A 20,536-nucleotide genomic window follows, 5' to 3' on the forward strand; every position below is an offset into this window, starting at 1 on the left:
CCGTGACACGGCGAACTCCTCTAGGCCGCCTGTCGCGCGCGTTGCTGCATCGCCCTGTCCAGTATCGAGAAGAAGGTGATGAACTGGCGATCGGGATCGAGTTCCGGGCGCCCGGCGAAGCTGCGGGCGAGGCTTGAAAGCCGGTCATATTCCTGGTTGTCGTTCCACAGCCGCCTGACGGCCGCGACCCAATCGGCCAGCGGAGCATCGTAATCCAGCACCACGCCACCGGAGCCGACAGCCTCGGGCAGACCGCCGCGCCGCGAGCCGACAACCGGGATTCCGCTGCAATGGGCCTCCGAAGCGACGCGGCCCCACGCCTCTTCCCACTTGCTGGGAGCAAGCAGGATCTTCGTGCGGCCATAGACCGTCTTCATGTCGCTGGTGCGGCTCTCCAGGACGACATTGCCCAAGGGAGCGATCGTCTGTTCGATCCGCGCCCGGTGATCGTCGTCGAGCTTCCAGCTTTCGACGAACAGGAAGGGGATTTCGCGGCAGGCGCCGGCGATCCGCACCGCGAGTTCAAACCCCTTTTCCTCATAAGGGTTGATCAGCGTGACGAACTGGCCCGTCGTTGGCGTCGAGTAGTGCGCCGGGTTGATGGTGGGCGGGATTACCACCGCCTCGATGCCGAACTCCTGTCTGTAGGTACGTGCGGTGAAGTCCGAATTGGCGATGTAAAGCGCTGAATGCAATTCGCGCAGATCGCCGCCCAATTCATGGAACTCGACATTGCGGAGATAAACGACCAGAGGCACGCCCTCCGCCTGCAGCGCCTTGCCGATCGGAACCGATTTGTGACACTGGACCACGGCGACATCGGGTTTCAGCCTGTCGACGGCATAGCCCGCCGCTTCCCAGGGAAACCAGGCCCGCACCACCGGATAGCCGGGATAGCTGTCGACAACCGCCGGCTGCCGCAACAGCTTCATCTTGGCGCGCGCCTTGAAGCCGAAGACACCGTCACCGAACAGGGCGGCGAGCACAGCGGCTTCATGACCGTGCTCGATCAGCTGTTCGGCCAGATGATGCGTGCTCGACTGAACGCCGCCACTGAACTCGGGCGGGTAGCCGTTGCCGCCTGCAAAGAGAACTTTCATGATCGGGCTCCTTGTCGCATCTCGTATTCCTTGCTCGGAGACAACAGGCAAAGTCCGCCGCCTCTCTTTTCGACGTCAGGCAAGTTTCGGCGGCTCCAGATTGGCGAAGGGATTGGTACAGGATTGCCAGCCGGTAAATCGGATCGGGTCGTTGGGCGAACTGCGCCAGGCGTAGTCCGTCAGCATATGGAATTCGGCGACGACCCAGCGGTCGAAATGCAGCAGATCTTCCCGCTTCCGCTGGGGCAGCAAGCGGCGCGCGGCCCCCAGTTTGAGCTCCTCCACCAAGGTGACGGCGTCACTCAGTTTTTCGCTCGGAAAGTTCCATGGATTCCTGTCGCGGAACGCCAGCACGAACTGCTGCAGATGCTCTATGCGGATGTTCAACTTGCCAAGGTATTTTTCCAGCGTGACGCGCACCAGATCCTCGTCCGAGAACGAGGAAACGGCGGCGTAGGCGACCCCTGTCGAAACCACTCCGCCAGCCATGACGGCCAGGGCCGAGCGTCTGGAAATCTCGATCATGCGATACCTCCTTTCACGCGATCCGGCTCGCCGCCCGCAAGGACAGCGCTGCCGCGGTCAGGCTCGGGTTGGCGCAGGAGCAGCTCGGATAGGTGCTGGTGCCGACGACGACCAGATTTCTGAGCTGGTGGTGGATCATGCCGCTGTCGATGACCGAATCGGCTGGGCCCGTACCCATCCTCAGCGTGCCCTGGACGTGCGATTCGGTCGGCCGGATGCCGCGATCGAAGAGCTTTTCGACCGGCAGCGGCGCCAGAAGGCCAGGCAATTTCTCCAGAGCGCGCGCCATGCCCTTCACCGCATAGTCCGATGGCGCCTTGAAGCTGACGAAGGCATTCTCATCCTCGTCCAGCGTGACGAAGTTCTCGGGATCGAGCAAGTCCTCGGTGACCACGACAAGCGGCAGCGCCTGGCGTAGCCGCCCTTTTTCGGCACGCAGTCCGTGCTGCCAGCGGTTCTCGAAATAGACCAGTGCCGCCGCATGCTCCGATCGGTGAGGACCATCATAGAGGCCGAAATTCAGGCCTGTTGTGATGGTGCTGCCGTCGAAATTGTCGACGCCGTCGAGATAGACCTCGAAATTCCAGCCGTAGGATTCGTGCAGGCCGCTGCCGACAAATTCGCCGCCCAGGCCGGATCGCAGCATGATCGCCGCGCTCTGGATGGCATTGGCGCCGAGAATGAAGAGATCGCCGCTGACCTGGTATTCCTTGCCGTCATGGCTGAACGTGACCGAACGGACAGCGCCGCCGACGTGATCGAGCCGGCGCACTTCCGCACCGAGGCAGACCGAAACGTCGGGATGCTCGAAGACGTGCATCAAGCCGTTGTTGACGGTGAATTTGGCGTCGACCGGACACAGCCAGCAACGCAGATTGGCACAGCACGAGGTGCGTTGCGATGTCGGCAGCCGCGCCCGCGCGGTTGGCATGACGAAGTGCTGGCCGGGCTGCGCCGCCTTCATCATCCTGTCCGGTGTCGACATGCGATGCGGCGGTTGCGGAAACGGCTTCGAGCGGGGCAGCATCGCCGCCATGTCGGGATCGCCGGAGATCGACATGATGTCTTCCGCGTCGCAATAGAACGGCTCGACGTCGTCATAGCTGATCGGCCAGTCATTGCCGATGCCGTAGGTGCTTTTCAGCCGGAAATCATTGGGATGAAATCTTGGCGTCTGCGCGAACCAGCAGTTCGTCCCGCCACCCAGTCCGATCGTGTAGTTCCACGGCTTGTTGGAATTGGTCTTGTAGGTCGTCTCGTCTTCGATGTCGGTGTTGACGTTCTGCTCGAGCTGCCATTCATGGGTGTTGTGGCGTCCCCACTCCAGCACCAGAATGCGCGCCTTTCGGCGCTTGGCGAACTCATGCAGGAAGAAGGCCGAACCGAAGCCGGAGCCGATCGCAACGAGATCGAAATGGTCCTTGGTGATTTGCCCCGGCTTTACGTCCAGCACCATCGGCTACAACTCCACACAGAAATACGCGCTCAGTCCCAGCGCCCGCAGGCCATGTGCGGACCGGTCTTGCATCCGTCTGCCAGGACCTGGTCTCATGCCGCCATTCTGCCGATCGAGTGATATTCGATGCCGTGGCGGGCGATGACCTTGGGGTCATAGAGGTTGCGGCCGTCGAAGATGACCGGCGTAATCAGCGCATCCTTTACCGCATCGAAGGAGGGCGCACGGAAGCTCTTCCATTCCGTGGCGATCAGCAGCGCATCGGCGCCGCGCAGCGCCGCCTCCTTGGTGCCGCACAGAAGCAGGTCGTCGCGCAGCCCGTAGATGGACTGGCATTCCTGCATCGCCTCGGGATCATAGGCCTGCACATTGGCGCCGGCCTTCCAGAGCGCTTCCATCAGGACGCGCGCCGGCGCCTCACGCATGTCGTCGGTGTTGGGCTTGAAGGCCAGGCCCCAGAGCGCAAAGGTCTTGCCTTTGAGGTTGCCCTTGAAATAGCGGTCCACCTTGTCGAAGAGAACCGATTTCTGTGCGTTGTTGCGCTCCTCGACGGCGCGCAGCAGCTTGGCGTCGAACTTGACGCCTTCGGCGGTCTTGATCAGCGCCCGCACGTCCTTGGGGAAGCACGAGCCGCCATAACCCAGACCCGGATAGATGAAATGGTAGCCGATGCGGGGATCGCTGCCGATGCCCTTGCGGACCTCCTCGATGTCGGCGCCGAGCTGTTCGGCCAAATTGGCCATCTCGTTCATGAAGCTGATCTTGGTCGCCAGCATGCAGTTGGCGGCATATTTGGTGAATTCGGCGCTGCGCACGTCCATCACGATCATCTTCTCGTGGTTGCGGTTGAACGGCGCGTAGAGTTCGCGCATCACAGCCTCGGTGTCCTCGCTGTCGGTGCCGACGATGATGCGGTCCGGCTTCATGCAGTCGGCGACCGCGGACCCCTCCTTGAGGAACTCGGGATTCGAAGCGACATCGAAAGCCAGGTCCTCGCGGCCTCTTTTCTTCAACGTGTCGGCGATCCTAGCTTTCACCTTTTCGCAGGTGCCGACCGGCACCGTAGACTTGCCGACGACGATCTTGGGTTTGTCCATTTCGCGGCCGATGGTCTCGGCGACGGCCAGCACATATTTGAGGTCGGCCGAGCCGTCCTCGCCCGGCGGCGTGCCGACCGCGATCATCTGGATCTCGCCATGCCTGACCGCGGCGGCGGCATCGGTGGTGAACTTGATGCGGCCGGCAGCATGGTTTTCCTTAACGAGGTTTTCCAAACCGGGTTCGAAAATGGGAACCAGGCCCTGGTTGAGCCGCTCGACCTTGGCGGCGTCGATGTCGACGCACACGACCTGGTGCCCGACTTCGGCAAGGACCGCAGCCTGCACGAGGCCGACATAGCCAATTCCAAACACCGTCAAATTCATTCGGTTTCATTCCCATGCAAGGCAGCGGACCGTTTTCGGTCCCGCCGGTTCAAATCGACTTTCCCAACTACTTTACACTGCATGCCAGCGATTCCGGAAATTGACAGGGTTCGCCGAGCGCCGTGAAGGCAACCCGCTCGATCTGCAGGGAAAGCTTGCGGCCCGGATCCGCGAACGCTCCCATCCAACCCTTCATCGTATCGCTGCCCCAAAAGCTGAAGAATATCTTCTGTGCATGGCTGGGCAGCTTCGCCGGGTCGGTAATCGTGTTTACCAGCTGGCCGTTGACGTACCATCGCAAGCTGTCCTTCTGCCAGACGAAGGCGTAGTCGTTGAAGGCGTTCTCCGTGCCGCCCGGCACGTCGACGAGCTTCTCGTTCTTGCCCTTGCCCGCGATATAGGCATTGACCTGCACCTTGGAGGTGTCCTTGGTCAGGACCTCGAAGTCGATCTCGTCCCAGGGCTGCTTGTCGCTGGGACCGATATAGGTGAAGAACGCCGCGTTGAGGCCGGAGCCGGTATCGGTCTTCAGCCGTGCCTCATAGGTGCCGTAGCCGAAGCGCTGCTTGGTCTGGATCTCGCCGCAGACGTAGTCGCGATCCTTCAGCGTCTGCTTTTCGAAGCCGAGCGACAGCACATTATTCGACAGTTCGACCATGCCTTTCGACCAGGTGCAATTCTGATGGCTGCCGTTGTTCCAGCCGTCGGAAACATACCAGCGCGCACGATCGAAGCTTTTGAAATCATCGACGAAGGACGGCGATGTCGGAATGTCCTGGGCGTAGGAAGGGGTTGCCAGGAAACCAGCGAGAGCAGCCAGCAGCAAGGCACCGAGCGACCCCAGCCGCCGCCGGGCGGCTTGCCCGGCCCGATATGAGAGAGACGGTGCGTCAATTGCTGTCGTAGGTTTCGGATTCGAATTCATACCAAACTCACCTTTGCGCTGTGTGTCCCCAACCCAAAGTCGACGTTCGAACCGCTCCTGAACGGGCCAACCTTGACCTCCCTTGTGACCCTCTCGATTGCTTCCCGCCCTGCATCAAATCTGTTGCAACAGTTCCGAGCCTTCACGTTCAACCTCTGCCTGCGCCTGCCGGCCAGGCGAATTCCGCCGAGGTGGCCGAATCGGCATTCTCGTCGAAGACCATATCCAGCGAATGACGGAGCTCTTTCATCATGCCGTCCTGGCGCGACAGCGCCGCGATGCGGCGTTCGCAATTCAGGATCGACTGTGTCAGTGCGCTGACTTCCGAAGACCGCTTGTCGGAAGCTGAGCCGTTTTCCATGGCTTCGACCAGGAAGGCGGCGTTGGTCGACGTTGTCCGGTAGCGATTCTCAAGCCCGGTTCTCTCGGCCTCGATCTCGGCCGCAATCTGCTCGAACAGCTTTGCCAGACGATCAAGACGTGAAACATCGGCCTGCCGGTCGCGGGCCGGATCCCTTGATCTGAAACCGAATATCGAGGCCATGGACTCAGTTCCTGTCATCGCCGGCTTGTGGGCCGGGCTTCTGGCCGATCCCCGCAGCCGGGGCTCAAAAACTCGTGTTGCGTTGTCCTGCTCCGGAGAGACATCAGACCAATCCGATCGGGGGCCAGTTCGGCTGGTCGTCCACTATGCTGCACCGCAACATAGACTGCCATCGTCGGAGCCGCGAGGCAACCACCCAATTCGTAAACTCATAAATCCGGCCGAAATGGTTTCCGTGATGACGTGCCGCGAGGACAAATTGCAAGCACCGGGGTCCGCTCTCAGCGTTCCTTGCCCATGCTGGTTCCGGCCATCAGAAAACGCCGCGGCGGGACATGTTTTTGGCTGGACATAAGGCCGACGCGACGAAACAGCGCCTCGAGCTTGTCGGAAGCCACGCCCTGGACGATGGGGACGAGGTTGGACAGGCTGGCGAAAGCGTAAGCCGCAGCCGATGCCAGCCCCCGCTCAGCCTTGACGTCAAGGAAATTGCGCAGCCGATATTTGTCGCGCACGTGCCGTTCATGCCGCCTTAGCACCGCCTTCGAGCCTTCTGGCAGACTGTCTATCGCCAGCAGCGCCAGATCCGCATCGGCCAAACGCTTCAGGTCCTGGGTCTTGTGGCGGCCGCTCAGAGAATCGGCGCGGACGACGGCGCCGTAGCCGCAGGAGCGAATGACCTTGAACCGTGCCCCGCATGCGACCGCGCGGGCGTAGAGTTCATAGTCCTCGCCCAGCCGCAGGCTCTCGTCGTAGCTCAACCCGTGGCGGTCGAGGAAGGCACGGCTGATCACCGGCTTCAAAAAGCCCAGTTCGCCCCTCTGCACGCGGCGCCTGGAGATGTTGCCTTCGACGAAGCGCTCGAAATCGAGGAATTCCGGATCGGCGGCAAATTGCGGCGCGACGATTTTCGTCGCGTCGCCCGTCGCATCATCCCTGATCAGCATGATGTTGTCGGCTGCGAAATCCCAATCGGCGCCGGCAAACAGGTTGCGAAACCGGCCTTCGAGGAAGAAATCGTCGGCATCAAGAATGCTGATGAACGGCGATTTCGAGCCGGCGATGGCTGCGTTGCGGGCAAAGGAGGGGCCGCGATTGACATCGAGGCGCATCACGGAGAGCCGCCCGCTGCCATCATCGGCGGATCGTGCGACATCGGCGGTGTGGTCGGTGGAGGCATCATCGACAACGACGACCTCCGCCACTTCCGGTTCGCGCAACGCGGATGCGATGGCGACGGCGATTGTCGCTGCGGCGTTTTTTGCCGCGATGATCACGCAGACCTCGGATTTCGTCATCGACATGGATTTGCCTCTCGTACAGGTAATATCGATTTGCCCTCGCCCCGTACTCCTTCGATGCCCTACAGAATTGCCATCAGCACCCGATTTGCCTTCATTCAGCGACTCCCCGGCCGCTCGAAGATACGGCGGCTGATATCGGCGGACGCCGCCCAGCCGGCTTCGGCCAGATAGCGGACCGGCGCGCGGCCGCACAGTTCCCACAGCACCGTTCGCCGCTGTGGCCACCGGAGCGACGGCAGCCACGGCGCGATGACCATGCTGAGCAGATCCTCATTGCCGATGCGCGACAGGATCCTGGTCGCGCGCTGCGACAGCAGCGTGCCAGCACCGCCGAGTAGCACATCGGCGGCGCGCAGGCCAAGCAGCAGCGTGTCGTCCAAACCTTGCACGGTTGCGGCATCGAGCAAACGCTGCTGATCCGCCTCGTCGAGCCGGCCGGCGCTGGCGCCGATATCACAGACGTAGCCCGCGCAGGGTTCCCGGTTGAAAAGTGCCTTGGCAACGCTGATGCAGGACAAAAGCAAAGTATCGGCAACCGAGGTGAACGGCACCGTCGCGCCGGCGATTTCGACCTGTCGTTTGCGCCGCAGGAACCCGTCCGCGTCGCGCGGGCTTGGCGAGCCGGGCTGCTGGAGGCGGTAGTGGAGATCTACCGTGGACGACCTCGGCCCGTCGTCCCGGGTCATGTGCTGTTCGCCGAGGAAGCGGACCCACCAGACGGAGTTCGACTTGCCTGATACCTCATAACCGATCTTGTGAAGGGCATCACGCGCCCTGACAAATCCGAGCGGCGAAACCAGAATGTCGACATCGCCGGACGGCTTCATGAAATGGTCGTCGTAGAGAAGCTGCTGCTGGAACGGACCCTTCAGAAAAACAAAATCGATCTCGTTGGCGCGCAGCACATCATGGACCGCCATGGAATCCATGATGCAGGACGCGTTCATCGAAACCGTTCTCCTGCGGTAGGTGTCGAGCCATCGGAAAAGCTCAGGCGGCCTCTCAAGCGCGGGTGCGCGCGAAAGGGCCTTGAGGACAAAGGTGGCGACCTTGTTCAGCCTGGCGATGTCGGCAATTTTGGCACCGTCCAGATCACGCATCGAAATGTCGCCCGCGCCGGCGTGCGGCCCGGCAAAATACAATCGCAGGCAGGCCTGCACGTAGGCCACCTCGTCGGCACAGCCGGCAGCGCGCAATCGTTCGTATGAGCCGTCAGGCAAGGCCATTTAGCGCACAATCTCCAAAGAAAGCGGTTTGCGCGAACACTTATGCTGCATGTGCGAAGCAAACATCACCAAAAACCTCGGTGCCGTAAAGCCTTTCCTTTTGCAGTGCGAATTTTTGCAACCGAGCGCCTATCGAGATCGCGTCGGAAAGAAGTGAGAACCGCGGCTGAAATATGCTTGTCAGGTCTTTTGCCGATCCCCGGCCGAATTTTCCAAACAGAAAATTCTTTCCATTAGCGAGGCCTAAAAATAGGCACAAAGCAAACGACTTATGCAAGCAAAATCACATGCTTAAAGAATCAGCGCGGGCGCTGCCATCGTGCCCAAGGAATCGGCTAAAAAGTGACAAGTTTTAGGCATGGCCGCTCATGTCCTGACGCCAGCAACGTAATTGATTAACGGAAGGTAAAACAGTCTTGACTCATAAATGCTGCCGTGCAGCTATTGCATTGCAGCATAAAAGTGCTGACGGCACTCGACAGGCCGTTTCCAGTCCTAAATCGGAGAGTAAAATGGAACAGAATGTTGAAAAGCATGAATACGAGACACCAAGCCTGACGGTTCATGGTTCGATTGAGACCATCACCCAGGGTGGCGGCGGCAACACGGCGATCGACGCATCGTTCCCCGCGCACACGCCGATCGGCGACCTGACGTTCTCCTGAGACTTATAGCCGTTTCCAGAGTGACATTTTGGGACTCTGGATTCAAAAGCAGACGTAAGAGGGGTCGGGGGGCCAGCCTCCCGACTTCTCCTGCGCCAACCGGAGATGTCGAAGCGTTTTGTCAGTGAGGTGCGGGGATGAACTGGAAGCAATCCGACCATGATCTGGCCGACCACGATAGCGTGAGTGCGACCAAGGATGCCGTGGCTTGCGAGTTCGGCGATGGCTTGGCGCTGCTCAATCTCAAATCCAATGTCTACTACAGCCTGAATGGCGTCGGCGCCTTCATCTGGGATTTGATCCAGGAGCCCCGGTCGCTCGGGGACATCCGCAGCGCCGTTCTTGCGCGCTATAATGTCGACCCGGTGCGCTGCCAGGCCGATGTCGACGCATTGCTGAAGGGCCTGGCCGAAAATGGGCTTGCGAGACGGCATCATGAGGCACTTGTCTAAGCCGACCCAGCACAAGGCGCTGGTTTGGCAGGCCATAGTTTCGCGGGCCCTGGTTTCGCGGGCCCTGGTTTCGCGGGCAACGGCTTTACGGCAGAAACCCGCGAGGGAAACAGGCCTCAAGCAGTCGAAGCGCGGCGGAAGCCGGCACGGGCTGGTCAGGATTTTCTCCCTGAGCGGCTCGGAAATGATCTTCCTTGGCCATTGCCTGCTGGTGGTGGCGACAGTTCGGCTGGGGCTGACCCTGCTGTCCTACAATCGTGTACGCAGCCTGGTGACGCGGCTCGACGCGCGGCAGTGCGCCTCGATGGGCGAACTGCGGCGTGTCGCCTGGGGTGTTGCCGCCGCGGCCCGTTCCGTCCCTTACGCTACGTGCCTGACCCAGGCGCTCTCCGGCCAGTATATTCTCGCCCGCCAAGGCAATGAATCGACGATACGCATCGGCATCGAACGTGGTACGGGCGAGCAGTTGAAAGCACATGCCTGGCTGGTCAGCGACAACCATATCGTGCTTGGCGGATCGATCGACGGCTTCGCCCATCTCGTCGACCACGGCAGCCGATGAGCGGCGTCGCCGGAATCCTGCTGCGCGGAGCACACGCACCAGCGGTCGCGGCGGCAGACATTCAGCAAATGCTGGCGCGCATGCGCCATCGCGGTCCCGACGGCGGTTCATGGTGGCTGGACACCAGCATCGCCCTTGGCCACGCCTGGCTCAACACATCGGATGAGGTCGGTCCAGGCCCTTTGACGATGGCTGGCGGCCGGCTCGCCATCACCGCCGATTGCCGGCTGGACAACCGTGACGAGTTGCTGGCCAGGCTCGGTATCCGCAACCAGTCGGTGGCCGACGCGATCGTGCTGATGCGGGCCTATCTGCGTTGGGGCGAAGCCTGTCCGGAGCATCTGCAAGGCGATTTCGCGTTCGCCATCTGGGATGACGAGCGGCAATCGCTGTTTTGCGCGCGAGATCATTTTGGCGTCAAGCCGTTCTACTACCACGCGGCGGACCGGCGTTTTGCCTTTGCGTCCGAGATCGGGCCGATCCTGGGCGTCGAAGGTATCCGCGCGCGTGTCAGCGAGCGCCAGATCTCCGGTTTCCTGGCCGGGCTTCCCGACGACCCGCAGTCGACCCCCTACAGCGATATATTCAGCCTGCCGGCCCGCCACAGCCTGACCGTTACCGCGCAACAGGTGATGTTGCGTCGATACTGGCAGATCGAGCCGTCGGCGCGGCCCTTGCGGTCGGATGCATCGGAGGAATTCGCCCATCTGTTCTCGCAATCGGTGCGCAGCCGCATGCGAGGGACCTCGGCAGTCGGCGCAATGCTGAGCGGCGGCCTCGATTCCTCATCTATCGCCTGTGTCGCCGGCCTGCAGAATGCCGCTGCGCGCAGGCCGAAGCTGCCGACCTTCTCGCTGATTTTCGAGAGGGGCTCGCCGATGGACGAGCGGCCCTTCATCGATGCCGTTCTCGACCAGCAGAAGGTCGACGCGACGCTGATCCCGGTCGGCAACTATGCCCCATTCGCCGAATTCGAACGCGTGCTGGAAGAACAGGAAGGAACGTTCCTGGCGCCGGGCCTGACGCTCACCCGCGGTATCTACCGGACTGCCGGCGCCAAGGGCATCAAGGTGCTGCTGGACGGCCATGGCGGCGACGAGGTCGTTTCCCAAGGCCATGGTCACCTGCACGAGCTTGCGAATGGCGGCCGATGGATGGATCTGTGGCGCGAGGTCCGCAGCGCCTCCAATACCTATGGCGACAGCACGCTTGGCCTTTATCTCCAGTTCCTGACCCTCTACGGGCCGGCCTGGCGCATCGCCAAGCTGAGGCATCTGGCCAACCGTGCCCTGAACAGGATCCGCAAGCCCGCGCACGTGCAGCGCGCACGAAGCTGGCGCGACCTGATCAATCCGGACCTTGCCAAGCGCACCGAGCTTGTCGACCGGTTTCACCGGGCCGGCTATATGCCGCCCGGCGTTCAGGCCAGCGACGCCTTGAGCCATCGCTGGATCCTGTCGAACGGCTATGTCCCGCATGCTTTCGAGGTTCTCGACAAGGCCGCCGCCAATTTCGGCGTCGAGCCGCGATACCCTTTCTGGGACAAGCCGCTGGTCGAGTTCTGCCTGGCATTGCCGGGCGAGGAGAAGCTGAGCCACGGCTTTGGTCGCTATGTGCTGCGTCGCGCCATGCAAGGCGTATTGCCGGAGGCGGTGCAGTGGCGACGCGACAAGATCGACTTCACCGCCAATCTCGTCAACGGCATGCTGCGCAATCATCGCGACCTCCTGGAACAGCTGCTGGTCTCGGATGCAGGCCGCATCGCGCCTTATGTCAATCTGCCGCAAGTGAGTGCTGCCTATGCGCGACTGCTGCGCCAGCCCGATCAGGCAGCCCCCCTGGATGTCCAGTATGTCTGGCGCTCGGCCTCGCTGTCGCTCTGGCTGCGGCAACTCCAGCACGGCGGGAGCCCCACGTGATGCCGCGCAACGAGCCGATGGCCGCATACAGTGATAATCCCCGTCCGCATGGCCGGGCAATGCGAGAACGCCGCTTCTACCGCGCCTATGGTCTGACCATCGCGTCGGAGGTGATGTTACCCGAACTGCAGCCGGCGCCGCCCGGGGCGGCGGATGTCGTGATCGCCGTCGGCGCGATCGACCTGCCAAAGCCGGCGCCCGAAGCCGCGACCGACTTTCGCTTCGAGGCGGACCGGCAATATCTGGCCTGGCATGCCGTGGGTGCGTTCCTGATCACCGATTCCAACCGTATCGACATTGAACCGGCGCCCGGCGTCGATGACGCGCTGCTCGCGTTTCCGCTGCTCGGTCCGGTCATGGCGCTGCTTTTGCACCGGCGCGGCCTGCTTGTCCTGCATGCCAGTGCCATCGCCGCCGCCGGCACGAGCGCCATCTTCATGGGTGACAAGGGTGCCGGCAAGTCGACGACCGCAAGTGCGATGATCCGGGCCGGGCATCGACTGCTTACCGATGACGTGGTGGCGCTGGACCTCGCCAATCCGAGTGAGCCAATGACCGTTCCGGGCTTTCCGCAGATCAAGCTGGCGGCCGACGCCGCGGCGGCGATCTCGCTCGGGGAAGCGGAAGTGCGGCCGCAAGTGCATCCGGCGATCGACAAGATGCAGCATCGCCTGAACGGTGACTTTTCGGGCGACAAGGTGCCGGCGACCAGGATCTATATCCTCGAGCGCGGCGAAAGGGCTGACATCACGCCCTTGCCCGCCATTGCCGCCCTGCCGGCCATCATCAAATTCTCCTATGTGACGCGCTTCGGCCGCGCGGCCCTCCCCGGCGACTTCGCGGCGGCGCATCTTCAGCAATGTTCATGGATTGCTAACCATATCGGCGTGTACCGGCTGGAAGTCCCGACGGGCCTGGACAGGATCGGCGAAGCCGTGGAGCTGATCGAAAAGGATCTGTCGGCTGGCAGCCGGCGGTCGTGAGCGCAACCATGTCGAAGCCCCCAATCCTTCGCCTGTCGCTGTTTCGAGAAATTGCCGCATTCGGCGCGGCCATTGCCCGGATCGGCGGCCGGCGAACATGGACGGCGCTTTTCTTCCTCATCCTCGGCAGCCTGACCGAGGGCATCTCCATCCTGCTGCTCATCCCGCTGCTGCATCTGGTCGGACGCGCCGACCAGGATTTCGCTGTTCGGCTGCCCAACAATGATTTCGTGCGCTGGCTGGTGCCTGACGGCACGCTGCAGCTGACGACCGTGCTTTGCGCGCTGGTCGGGCTGGTTGCAGCGCAGGCGGCGTTCAATCGCTTCAAGTCGGTCTACATGGCCAGATTGCTGTTCGATTTCGTCAACCGCGTTCGCATGAACCTGTTCGAAAGCATCGGCAAGGCGCGCTGGGGCGTTTTTACCCGCATGCGCAGTTCCGACCTCGATCATGCCCTGACCGGCGACATCGACCGCGTCCAGGGCGCGGCGTTCTCACTGCTGATGCTGGTGCAGATCGCCGTTCTTCTGGCTGGCTATCTCCTGGTTTCCATGTTCATCTCGCCGGTCATGACGCTGTTTGCCGTCGTCATCGGCATGCTGATGTTCGTGGCGCTGCAGCCCTTCCGGACACGGGCCACTGCCTTCGGCCGTGTGCTGACCGCCAATCGACAGGATCAGTACCGGACGGTCTCGGAATTTCTCGGCGGCATCAAGGTGGCCAAGAGCCTGAACGTCGAGGACAGCTATTTCGCGCAGCTGCGGTCGACGCTTGAGAAGATGAAGGCCGACAATATCGACTATGTGCGCAACAGCACCATCGGCACCGCGGTATTCCAAGTGGCGAGCGTGGTGGGCCTGAGCCTGTTCATCTATGTGGCTTTGGTTCGCTTCAACCTGTCGCTGGCCGAGATCATCGTCCTGCTCCTGGTCTTCATGCGCATCGCGCCGCGCTTCATGGACATGCAGACGCAAGCCCAGCAAGTGCTGATCAACCTGCCCGCCTTTACGGCAATGCGCAGCCTGCAGGCACGTTTCGATGCCGAACGCGAACCAGGCCATACCGAGTTCGCCGACGCCGGGACACTCTCCCTCAATACGGGATTGAATATTCGCGGTGTCTCCTTCGCCTATGGAGATGCTGGCGACAAGGTGGTGGTGAGCGGCATCACCTTCGGCCTGCCCGCCGGCAAGGTCACCGCCCTGATCGGCCCGTCCGGATCGGGCAAGAGCACGATCGCCGATATGCTGCTTGGCCTGCTGGAGCCCACCACCGGCATGATGCTTGTCGACGGCGTCGAGATCGATGCCAGCAATCGCCGTCGCTGGCGCGACCAGGTGGCCTATGTGCCGCAGGACGTGTTCCTCCTGCACGACACGATCGCGGCGAACCTGCGCCTTGCCGCGCCACGGGCCAGCGATGGCGACCTGTGGGCCGCGCTGCATCAGGCGCACGCCGGCGAGTTTGTCGAACGGCTCGACCTCAGGCTCGAGACGGTGGTCGGCGATCGCGGCGTGCGGCTCTCGGGCGGCGAACGCCAGCGCATCGCGCTCGCGCGCGCGCTGCTGCGCAAGCCGTCACTGCTCATCCTGGACGAGGCGACCAGCGCGCTCGACTGGCAGAACCAGTCGCTGATCGCCAGGTCGATCGACGGATTGCGCGGCACGATGACGATCCTGACCATCGCGCACCGGCCGTCGATGATTGCCTTCGCCGACTGGGTGGTGGCGATGGAAAACGGCCATATCGTCGAGGTCGGCCAATATCAGCGGCTGAAGGAAAAAACCGGCAGCCGGTTGTCGAGGATGCTGTCGGGGGAACAGTCAGAGGGCGAACCCGCCGATGTCGCGTGAGCCGGCGACCAAGTCGCGCCGAAACGGATTCACGCGGCGCCTAGTCTCTTGTTTCGAAGCATGCCTACAAACCGGGGGCAGGTTTGAGCAATCTGCATCAATGCAGGCCGCGCCTGGCACCGCCCAGCTTCTCGCTTTCGGCGACCTCTGGTGCGTTCAGTTTGCGCTCGGCGTCACGGGCTATGTCGGCAGGCGTCGGCGCGCTCCTGGCGATCATGGTGTAGATGAGCACGAAATAGCCGGCCTGAATGATCACGGCGCAGATGATGACGCGCACCAATATCGTGCCTATCGACGCTCCGCCCAGCCAGGACCAGCCGACGACGATCGCCAGAGCGAAAATCATCCCGAGGATGAATTTTGGAAGTGCCATACCCAACAGCCCATAAACCGGCTCGGGTATTATCACGATTGCCCCACCCGAGCGCCGTCCCTTGTCATGTGGGCTTGTTAAGGTCGCCCACTCTCGACCGGTTGCTTCCGGCCTTTTCCACCTGTCGTCACCGTGACAGGTATAATTTGCAATTCTATTAAGGCGAGCAATAGGCGGCAAGGGCAACTTCGGATATTTTTGATCGAGCTTTTGCGATCGACTCTGCCATGCTGCAATGCACGCAACGGGAGCTAAGCCGATCTCCTCTCCTCGGCATTTTCCAGTAAGATAGACAATATTAAGTAGTATTTTATACGGTTTTCACCAAGCATCAGGGCATGATAAAGCACTAATTTTCAGCTTGCCTTGGCAAATAGGTAGGGCGGCCTAAAAACCGCCCCACAAAGGCCTCTATTTTTTCGGCCGTGCCCATTTATTGTCACAAATGTGCTAAATACGCCGAAATTTGTGCATGACAAGCTTATTATTTAGTCAATTCATGACGTGACTATTTCAATGGGGTGGTAAATTGTGTGTTGCGCTGCAACATTTTTTTGGTATCGTGCGCTGAACCATTCGTTCAACGCATGGAGTTTACGGCATGAGGGACGTTGCCAAGTCGGCCACGGCGAGCTTTTCGCAGGCTGACATCGATTTTCCGCCACCGATCGGCGGCTTGCTCAAACGCAGCTTCGATATCGCCGGTTCACTGATTGGACTGATCGCACTCAGCCCGCTGTTTGTCATGATAGCGCTGCTGGTCAAGTTTTCCGACGGCGGCTCGATTTTCTACGGTCACAGGCGAATTGGACGCGGCGGGCGGATTTTTCCTTGCCTGAAGTTCCGCACCATGGTTCCGGACGGCGACAGGGTATTGGCAACCTATCTAGCCACCAACCCGGACGCCAACGCGGAATGGATCGCCACCCGCAAGCTGAAGAACGATCCGCGCGTTACCCGTGTCGGAGCTGTGCTGAGGAAACTCAGCCTCGACGAGCTGCCGCAGATCATCAACATCCTGCAGGGCGACATGAGCCTTGTCGGCCCTCGTCCGGTCGTGCGCGACGAGCTGGAGATCTATGGCACGTCCGCCGTCTATTACCTGAAATCCCGCCCGGGCCTGACCGGCCTGTGGCAAGTCAGCGGCCGCAACGATGTGTCCTATGACAGCCGCGTCGCCTTCGATCGCCACTATGTCGAGAACTGGTCGCTGTTCGAGGACGTTCGCATCATCATCAAGACCGTCCCGGCCGTCTGGATGTCGCGTGGTTCTTACTGACCGGCCGGTGGCCAATGCCAGACATTGGCATCGGCCATTCGACGCAAGCTCATCGGGCGATGGGGCTATAGCGGATCGGAACGTTGAGTTGAAAACAGATTTGTTCGAAGCCTTTCGCAGCGGCCCGGATTCCGGCCGGCTGCGGCGGGCGCGTTTGCTGGCCACATGCCTTGCCATGGCGCTCGTCGTCCCGCACATCGCCGCCGCCGGCGACTATCGCCTCGGCTCGCAAGACAAGCTCACCATCCGCGTCGCCGAATGGCAGACAGTCGAAGGCACATTTCGTGATTGGTCGGCGGTGAATGGCGAGTACACGGTCGGTCCATCCGGTACGCTGTCGGTGCCGTTCGCCGGCGAGTTGCCGGCATCCGGCAAGACCACGTCCGAAATCGCGGCGGCGATCGGCGAGGCGCTGCAGAAAAAGCTCGCTTTGTCGGACCGACCGGAAGCCTCGGTCGAGATGGCGCAGTTCCGGCCATTCTACATTTCGGGCGAAGTCCAGAACCCAGGCCAATTTCCTTATGTCCCGGACCTGACGGTGTTGAAGGCGATCAGCGTCGCCGGCGGCATCAGGCGCAACGCCGATTACGGCCCCCAGCTCGGCAAGGACCTGGTCACCGCCAAGGGCATGTTCGACATCTCCGACGACCAGCGCATCCGACTGATCGTCAGGCGCGCCCGCATCGATGCGGATATGGCCGGCAAGGCGAGTTTCGACGTGCCGAAGGAGGTCGAGGGCGATCCGAGACTGCCGGCCATCGTGGCGGACGAGATGACGATTCTGACGGCCGACCAAAAGGCGCTGAAGCTGAAACTCGAGGCGCTCGACGACCTGAAGGGGGTTTTGGAATCTGAAATCGAGTCGCTGCAGAAGAAGATCGTCAATCAGCAGCAGCAGGTCGACCTGGCGCAGCAGCAACTCGCCAGCATCGGTCCGCTGGCGCAAAAAGGCCTGATCGCCAATGCCCGACTGCTGGATTCGCGCCAGTCCGTGGCCGACCTGCAGGGCAAGATCCTGGACTACGAAACCGCCATCCTCACCGCCAAGCAGGCGATCAGCAAGGCGAAGCAGGATGCTATCGATGCCCAGAACACCTTGAGTTCAAGTCTCGCCACTGACCGGCAGCAGACCGAAGCCGACCTGAACGAGGCCGCGTTGAAGGTGAACATGCAGAAAGGCCTGATAGCCCAGGCCAGCGATCCCGCGATGGCGGCCGCTATGACAAATGATCAGCAGCCGACCCTGCTCTATTCACTGGTGCGCAATGTCGACGGCAAGACCACCGAAATAGCCGCCAAGGAAGAAACCCCGGTGCTGCCTGGCGATGTGATCAAGATCAAGCTGGCGCCGCTGGCCAGCCAGTAGACCGACTTCCAACACGATCCAGTGTTTCGAGCCAGAGCCTCACCCGACAAATCGGGATGAGGCTCTGACTCGGTTGTTTGAACATCTCCCTGCGGAAACCATAATAGCCGTCTCGGGATCGAGGCTTCCCGTCCGAGCACATGCTTGCTCAAAAAAGGAAGGCCGCTCCCTTCAGCCCGCGAGATGATAGTTTATGAGGGACCGGCGCCCGCCGGACGGCCGGCATACCGAGGCCAGTCAGTCTCGCCCCCGGCCGCGTCAGCCGGCTCCAGAGCCGGTGACCGCCGCCTGCGGGTAACGGGCAGCCGCGCCAGCTTGAAGAAGCTGAAATACATCAGGAAAGAACCCATGATGTAGGGGTTCAGTATCTCGACCTCGACGAAGGAGCGGATCAGCAGCAGGACCATCACGCCGAAAAGGATCACCGAGTCCGCCTGCCATGCCTTGAAAATCACCGCCGAGACGTGGCCGTAGAGCGTGCGCAGCATGATCAGCGACACCAGCGCCGCTCCGACGAAGCCGAGTTCGACGAGGGCCTCGATATAGGTGTTGTGGAAGTGGAAGCCGGTGCGGGTGGTGATGTAGAATTCGTTCCACAGCCGCTCGGCTTCAGCGAAGCCCTGCACCCAATAGGCGGCATAGCCGACGCCGAGAATCGGCGATTTCTGGACCGTGTTCCAGCCTTGCTCCCACAGATAGGTTCGCCCGGTGAGCGTCGAATCCTTGCCGAAGAGGCCGAGGACGAAGTCCATCAGCCCGAGATTCAAGGCGACGAAGGCCGTCACGACCAGCAGGCCGGCGCCGATCAGGAAGATGACCCGGCGATAGCGGCGTGACAGAAGTTTGCTCATCGCAAGAAGCGCCACCAGCGCCAGCACCGCGGGTATCGAGGCCATCGAGGTGGCGGAATGCGAAGCGACCAGCACATAGGACGACAGCAGCACGACGGGCACCGCCAGGATGAAGCTGAGCCGGCCGCGCCTGTAGAAGGCAAGGAAGACAACGCAGAAATAGATGCCGAGCGAGCCGACAAAGCCGATCTGATTCTTGGAGGCGAAGGCGCCGACGAAGTTCACGGTGCCGTCGAGGACATCCTCGGAATAGTTCCCGACCTTCAGCGAATAGATGAGGACGACGAATATCCCGACCAGCGCCCCTATGGTCAGCGTGCGCACGCTGACGGTGCGCGCAGCTATGTAGGCGCAGGCGATATGGGAAAAATACTGGACCGACGTCCTCGCGGTGACGCCGGGGGCCTGCGACCAGAAAACCGAGAAGCAGATATAGGCCGCAAACAGCAGCGGCAGCCAGGCGCTGGACAGATGCCGCAGAAACCGCCGGTAGTCGACCAGGATGAGCGGAAGCCAGACCGCATAATAGGCCAGGATCAAGATCTGGCCGAAGATGACCGAATAGGAAAACGCCCAGATCGAAACGGCTACGGCAAAGGCGCCATAGACCGAGTTCTTCTCGGGATCGATCAGCAGTGACTTTGGAATCTTCATCTCAGGGTCCCGCCGACACGACCCGGGGCCGGCAAGCCATGAGCCGGCCGGAATCTTCGCAAATATGGGCGTGCAATAAACGGCGTCTCCATTGTGCAGTGCAATATAACCTATTGCGCCCTGTGCTCAATGGCAAATCCGGTCACCTTGTCTTACAGCGAGGCATCTGCGGAGAGATCAGCAGGTTGCGCGTCCGAGACGCTACCAAAGCGCTCCGCCGGTGATCTGGATGTTCTCCATGGTGATGCCCTTGGCGAGATCCGAGCACAGGAAGACCGCCAGTGCGGCAATCTCCTGCGGCTGCAGCATGCGCTGCTGCGGGTTGCCTTTGGCGATCTCGGCCATCGCTTCCTCAGCGGTGCGCCCCTTGCCTTCGCGCTCGACGACCTGCGCCACATTGCGGCGCATCAGTTCGGTCTCGACCCAGGTCGGGCTGATCATGACGCAGGTGACGCCATGCGCTGCCCCCTCCAGCGCCACGCAGCGTGTGAGGCCGAGAAGCCCCGCTTTGGACGCGCAGTAGGCTGGGTTGTCCTTCCAGCCGACCGAGGCGGCGGTTGAGCCGATGTTGACGATGCGGCCCCAGCCGCGTTCGATCATGCCCGGCAGTACCGCACGCGTGACGCGGAAGGCGCCCGTCAGGTTGGTATCGACGATCTTGTCCCATAGCGCGTCGGAATGGCCGCAGACCGGCTGCTCCGCGGTCGTCCCAGCGGCATTGACCAGGATATCGGCGGGGCCGATGGCCGCCTCGGCGTCAGCTGCGAACCGATTGGCGACGTCGCTGTCGCGAACGTCAAGGTGTGCGGCGTGAACCCTCGTTCCGTGGACGGTAAGGGCCGCACGCACGCGCTCGATCTCGTCCGCGCCGGGATAATAGGCGGCATCGGACCTGTCGGCGCCGGCCGGCGCGATGTAGGAGCCGACGGCGACATTGGCGCCGGCTTCAGCCAAAGCCGTGGCAATGGCGAAGCCCATGCCCGAGAACCCACCGGTAACGATGGCGCTTCGGCCGGAAAGGTTGTTCATGGCGCACGATCTCCGCTTCGTTCCGGGCAGGCAATCAGGCCTGACC

At 61.6% G+C, this 20,536-nt stretch carries 19 protein-coding genes; 8 read left to right on the top strand and 11 right to left on the bottom strand.

All coding sequences use genetic code 11. The annotated features are described in order from the left end of the window. Positions 1-20: 20 nt before the first annotated feature. The 8 genes from NKJ67_RS01385 to NKJ67_RS01420 form a co-directional block, all read right to left on the bottom strand. Entirely contained in the window at positions 21-1,100 is a 1,080-nt protein-coding gene (locus NKJ67_RS01385) for a glycosyltransferase (protein WP_023811595.1), read from the bottom strand. A gap of 75 nt (positions 1,101-1,175) precedes the next feature. Continuing rightward, positions 1,176-1,625, bottom strand: a complete 450-nt coding sequence (locus NKJ67_RS01390) for a hypothetical protein (RefSeq protein WP_023811594.1) — start codon at positions 1,623-1,625, stop codon at positions 1,176-1,178. A gap of 13 nt (positions 1,626-1,638) precedes the next feature. Continuing rightward, positions 1,639-3,081 carry a GMC oxidoreductase gene (locus NKJ67_RS01395; protein WP_352439755.1) on the bottom strand — a complete coding sequence of 481 codons (1,443 nt, stop codon included), beginning with the start codon at positions 3,079-3,081 and terminating at the stop codon, positions 1,639-1,641. Between the two features lie 92 nt (positions 3,082-3,173). Beyond that, the gene (locus NKJ67_RS01400; RefSeq protein ID WP_352439756.1) at positions 3,174-4,505 is read right to left on the bottom strand and encodes a UDP-glucose dehydrogenase family protein; all 1,332 of its coding nucleotides are present in this window, start codon (positions 4,503-4,505) and stop codon (positions 3,174-3,176) included. Positions 4,506-4,572: 67 nt separating this feature from the next. Continuing rightward, positions 4,573-5,430 carry an endo-1,3-1,4-beta-glycanase ExoK gene (gene exoK / locus NKJ67_RS01405; protein ID WP_352439757.1) on the bottom strand — a complete coding sequence of 286 codons (858 nt, stop codon included), beginning with the start codon at positions 5,428-5,430 and terminating at the stop codon, positions 4,573-4,575. A 148-nt stretch (positions 5,431-5,578) separates the two neighbouring features. Beyond that, positions 5,579-5,974, bottom strand: coding sequence for a single stranded DNA-binding domain-containing protein (locus tag NKJ67_RS01410; RefSeq protein ID WP_023811590.1), 396 nt, complete (start codon positions 5,972-5,974; stop codon positions 5,579-5,581). 281 nt (positions 5,975-6,255) lie between these two features. Then, on the bottom strand, positions 6,256-7,278 hold the full coding sequence (locus NKJ67_RS01415) for a glycosyltransferase family 2 protein (protein ID WP_023811589.1): 1,023 nt from the start codon (positions 7,276-7,278) through the stop codon (positions 6,256-6,258). Between the two features lie 95 nt (positions 7,279-7,373). Beyond that, a complete protein-coding gene (locus NKJ67_RS01420; protein WP_352580188.1) occupies positions 7,374-8,504 on the bottom strand; it encodes a nucleotidyltransferase family protein in 1,131 nt (376 codons plus the stop codon). A gap of 512 nt (positions 8,505-9,016) precedes the next feature. Between NKJ67_RS01420 and NKJ67_RS01425 the strand changes: the two genes are divergently transcribed. The 6 genes from NKJ67_RS01425 to NKJ67_RS01450 all read left to right on the top strand — a co-directional run bounded on the left by NKJ67_RS01425 (position 9,017) and on the right by NKJ67_RS01450 (position 14,938). Beyond that, positions 9,017-9,169 (top strand): lasso peptide, encoded by a 153-nt coding sequence (locus NKJ67_RS01425; protein WP_013891488.1) that lies wholly within the window; start codon positions 9,017-9,019, stop codon positions 9,167-9,169. A 137-nt stretch (positions 9,170-9,306) separates the two neighbouring features. Continuing rightward, positions 9,307-9,621, top strand: a complete 315-nt coding sequence (locus NKJ67_RS01430) for a PqqD family protein (RefSeq protein WP_023811587.1) — start codon at positions 9,307-9,309, stop codon at positions 9,619-9,621. Next, the gene (locus NKJ67_RS01435) at positions 9,605-10,183 is read left to right on the top strand and encodes a lasso peptide biosynthesis B2 protein (RefSeq protein ID WP_352580189.1); all 579 of its coding nucleotides are present in this window, start codon (positions 9,605-9,607) and stop codon (positions 10,181-10,183) included. The genes NKJ67_RS01430 and NKJ67_RS01435 overlap by 17 nt, the downstream gene beginning before the upstream one ends. Further along, a complete protein-coding gene (locus NKJ67_RS01440) occupies positions 10,180-12,102 on the top strand; it encodes a lasso peptide isopeptide bond-forming cyclase (RefSeq protein ID WP_352580190.1) in 1,923 nt (640 codons plus the stop codon). The genes NKJ67_RS01435 and NKJ67_RS01440 overlap by 4 nt, the downstream gene beginning before the upstream one ends. Further along, positions 12,099-13,085: a phosphoenolpyruvate carboxykinase (ATP) gene (locus NKJ67_RS01445; protein WP_352580191.1), complete on the top strand. Its 987-nt coding sequence runs from the start codon at positions 12,099-12,101 to the stop codon at positions 13,083-13,085. The genes NKJ67_RS01440 and NKJ67_RS01445 overlap by 4 nt, the downstream gene beginning before the upstream one ends. Positions 13,086-13,093: 8 nt before the next feature. Continuing rightward, positions 13,094-14,938 (top strand): ABC transporter ATP-binding protein, encoded by a 1,845-nt coding sequence (locus NKJ67_RS01450; RefSeq protein WP_352580192.1) that lies wholly within the window; start codon positions 13,094-13,096, stop codon positions 14,936-14,938. 97 nt (positions 14,939-15,035) lie between these two features. Here the strand turns inward: NKJ67_RS01450 and NKJ67_RS01455 are convergent, their stop codons facing one another. Then, entirely contained in the window at positions 15,036-15,311 is a 276-nt protein-coding gene (locus NKJ67_RS01455) for an exopolysaccharide production repressor protein (RefSeq protein WP_023811582.1), read from the bottom strand. A 601-nt stretch (positions 15,312-15,912) separates the two neighbouring features. Between NKJ67_RS01455 and NKJ67_RS01460 the strand changes: the two genes are divergently transcribed. Further along, positions 15,913-16,590 (top strand): sugar transferase, encoded by a 678-nt coding sequence (locus tag NKJ67_RS01460; protein WP_023811581.1) that lies wholly within the window; start codon positions 15,913-15,915, stop codon positions 16,588-16,590. Positions 16,591-16,690: 100 nt separating this feature from the next. Then, entirely contained in the window at positions 16,691-17,956 is a 1,266-nt protein-coding gene (locus tag NKJ67_RS01465; protein ID WP_164761652.1) for a polysaccharide biosynthesis/export family protein, read from the top strand. 191 nt (positions 17,957-18,147) lie between these two features. Here the strand turns inward: NKJ67_RS01465 and NKJ67_RS01470 are convergent, their stop codons facing one another. Both NKJ67_RS01470 and NKJ67_RS01475 read right to left on the bottom strand, forming a co-directional pair. After that, positions 18,148-19,461, bottom strand: a complete 1,314-nt coding sequence (locus tag NKJ67_RS01470; RefSeq protein WP_352580193.1) for an O-antigen ligase family protein — start codon at positions 19,459-19,461, stop codon at positions 18,148-18,150. 201 nt (positions 19,462-19,662) lie between these two features. Then, complete coding sequence (locus NKJ67_RS01475) at positions 19,663-20,490, bottom strand: SDR family NAD(P)-dependent oxidoreductase (protein WP_352580194.1); 828 nt, start codon at positions 20,488-20,490, stop codon at positions 19,663-19,665. Positions 20,491-20,536 lie beyond the last annotated feature (46 nt).

Origin of the sequence: Mesorhizobium sp. M0088 (genome assembly GCF_040322895.1) — a bacterium.
Taxonomy (GTDB): Bacteria; Pseudomonadota; Alphaproteobacteria; order Rhizobiales; family Rhizobiaceae; genus Mesorhizobium.

What these genes read in the sequence shown, in the direction of transcription:
- NKJ67_RS01385 (WP_023811595.1), bottom strand. Translation starts at nt 1,100, where the DNA reads ATGAAAGTTCTCTTTGCAGGCGGCAACGGCTACCCGCCCGAGTTCAGT.
- NKJ67_RS01390 (WP_023811594.1), bottom strand. Translation starts at nt 1,625, where the DNA reads ATGATCGAGATTTCCAGACGCTCGGCCCTGGCCGTCATGGCTGGCGGA.
- NKJ67_RS01395 (WP_352439755.1), bottom strand. Translation starts at nt 3,081, where the DNA reads ATGGTGCTGGACGTAAAGCCGGGGCAAATCACCAAGGACCATTTCGAT.
- NKJ67_RS01400 (WP_352439756.1), bottom strand. Translation starts at nt 4,505, where the DNA reads ATGAATTTGACGGTGTTTGGAATTGGCTATGTCGGCCTCGTGCAGGCT.
- exoK (WP_352439757.1), bottom strand. Translation starts at nt 5,430, where the DNA reads ATGAATTCGAATCCGAAACCTACGACAGCAATTGACGCACCGTCTCTC.
- NKJ67_RS01410 (WP_023811590.1), bottom strand. Translation starts at nt 5,974, where the DNA reads ATGGCCTCGATATTCGGTTTCAGATCAAGGGATCCGGCCCGCGACCGG.
- NKJ67_RS01415 (WP_023811589.1), bottom strand. Translation starts at nt 7,278, where the DNA reads ATGTCGATGACGAAATCCGAGGTCTGCGTGATCATCGCGGCAAAAAAC.
- NKJ67_RS01420 (WP_352580188.1), bottom strand. Translation starts at nt 8,504, where the DNA reads ATGGCCTTGCCTGACGGCTCATACGAACGATTGCGCGCTGCCGGCTGT.
- NKJ67_RS01425 (WP_013891488.1), top strand. Translation starts at nt 9,017, where the DNA reads ATGGAACAGAATGTTGAAAAGCATGAATACGAGACACCAAGCCTGACG.
- NKJ67_RS01430 (WP_023811587.1), top strand. Translation starts at nt 9,307, where the DNA reads ATGAACTGGAAGCAATCCGACCATGATCTGGCCGACCACGATAGCGTG.
- NKJ67_RS01435 (WP_352580189.1), top strand. Translation starts at nt 9,605, where the DNA reads ATGAGGCACTTGTCTAAGCCGACCCAGCACAAGGCGCTGGTTTGGCAG.
- NKJ67_RS01440 (WP_352580190.1), top strand. Translation starts at nt 10,180, where the DNA reads ATGAGCGGCGTCGCCGGAATCCTGCTGCGCGGAGCACACGCACCAGCG.
- NKJ67_RS01450 (WP_352580192.1), top strand. Translation starts at nt 13,094, where the DNA reads ATGTCGAAGCCCCCAATCCTTCGCCTGTCGCTGTTTCGAGAAATTGCC.
- NKJ67_RS01455 (WP_023811582.1), bottom strand. Translation starts at nt 15,311, where the DNA reads ATGGCACTTCCAAAATTCATCCTCGGGATGATTTTCGCTCTGGCGATC.
- NKJ67_RS01460 (WP_023811581.1), top strand. Translation starts at nt 15,913, where the DNA reads ATGAGGGACGTTGCCAAGTCGGCCACGGCGAGCTTTTCGCAGGCTGAC.
- NKJ67_RS01470 (WP_352580193.1), bottom strand. Translation starts at nt 19,461, where the DNA reads ATGAAGATTCCAAAGTCACTGCTGATCGATCCCGAGAAGAACTCGGTC.
- NKJ67_RS01475 (WP_352580194.1), bottom strand. Translation starts at nt 20,490, where the DNA reads ATGAACAACCTTTCCGGCCGAAGCGCCATCGTTACCGGTGGGTTCTCG.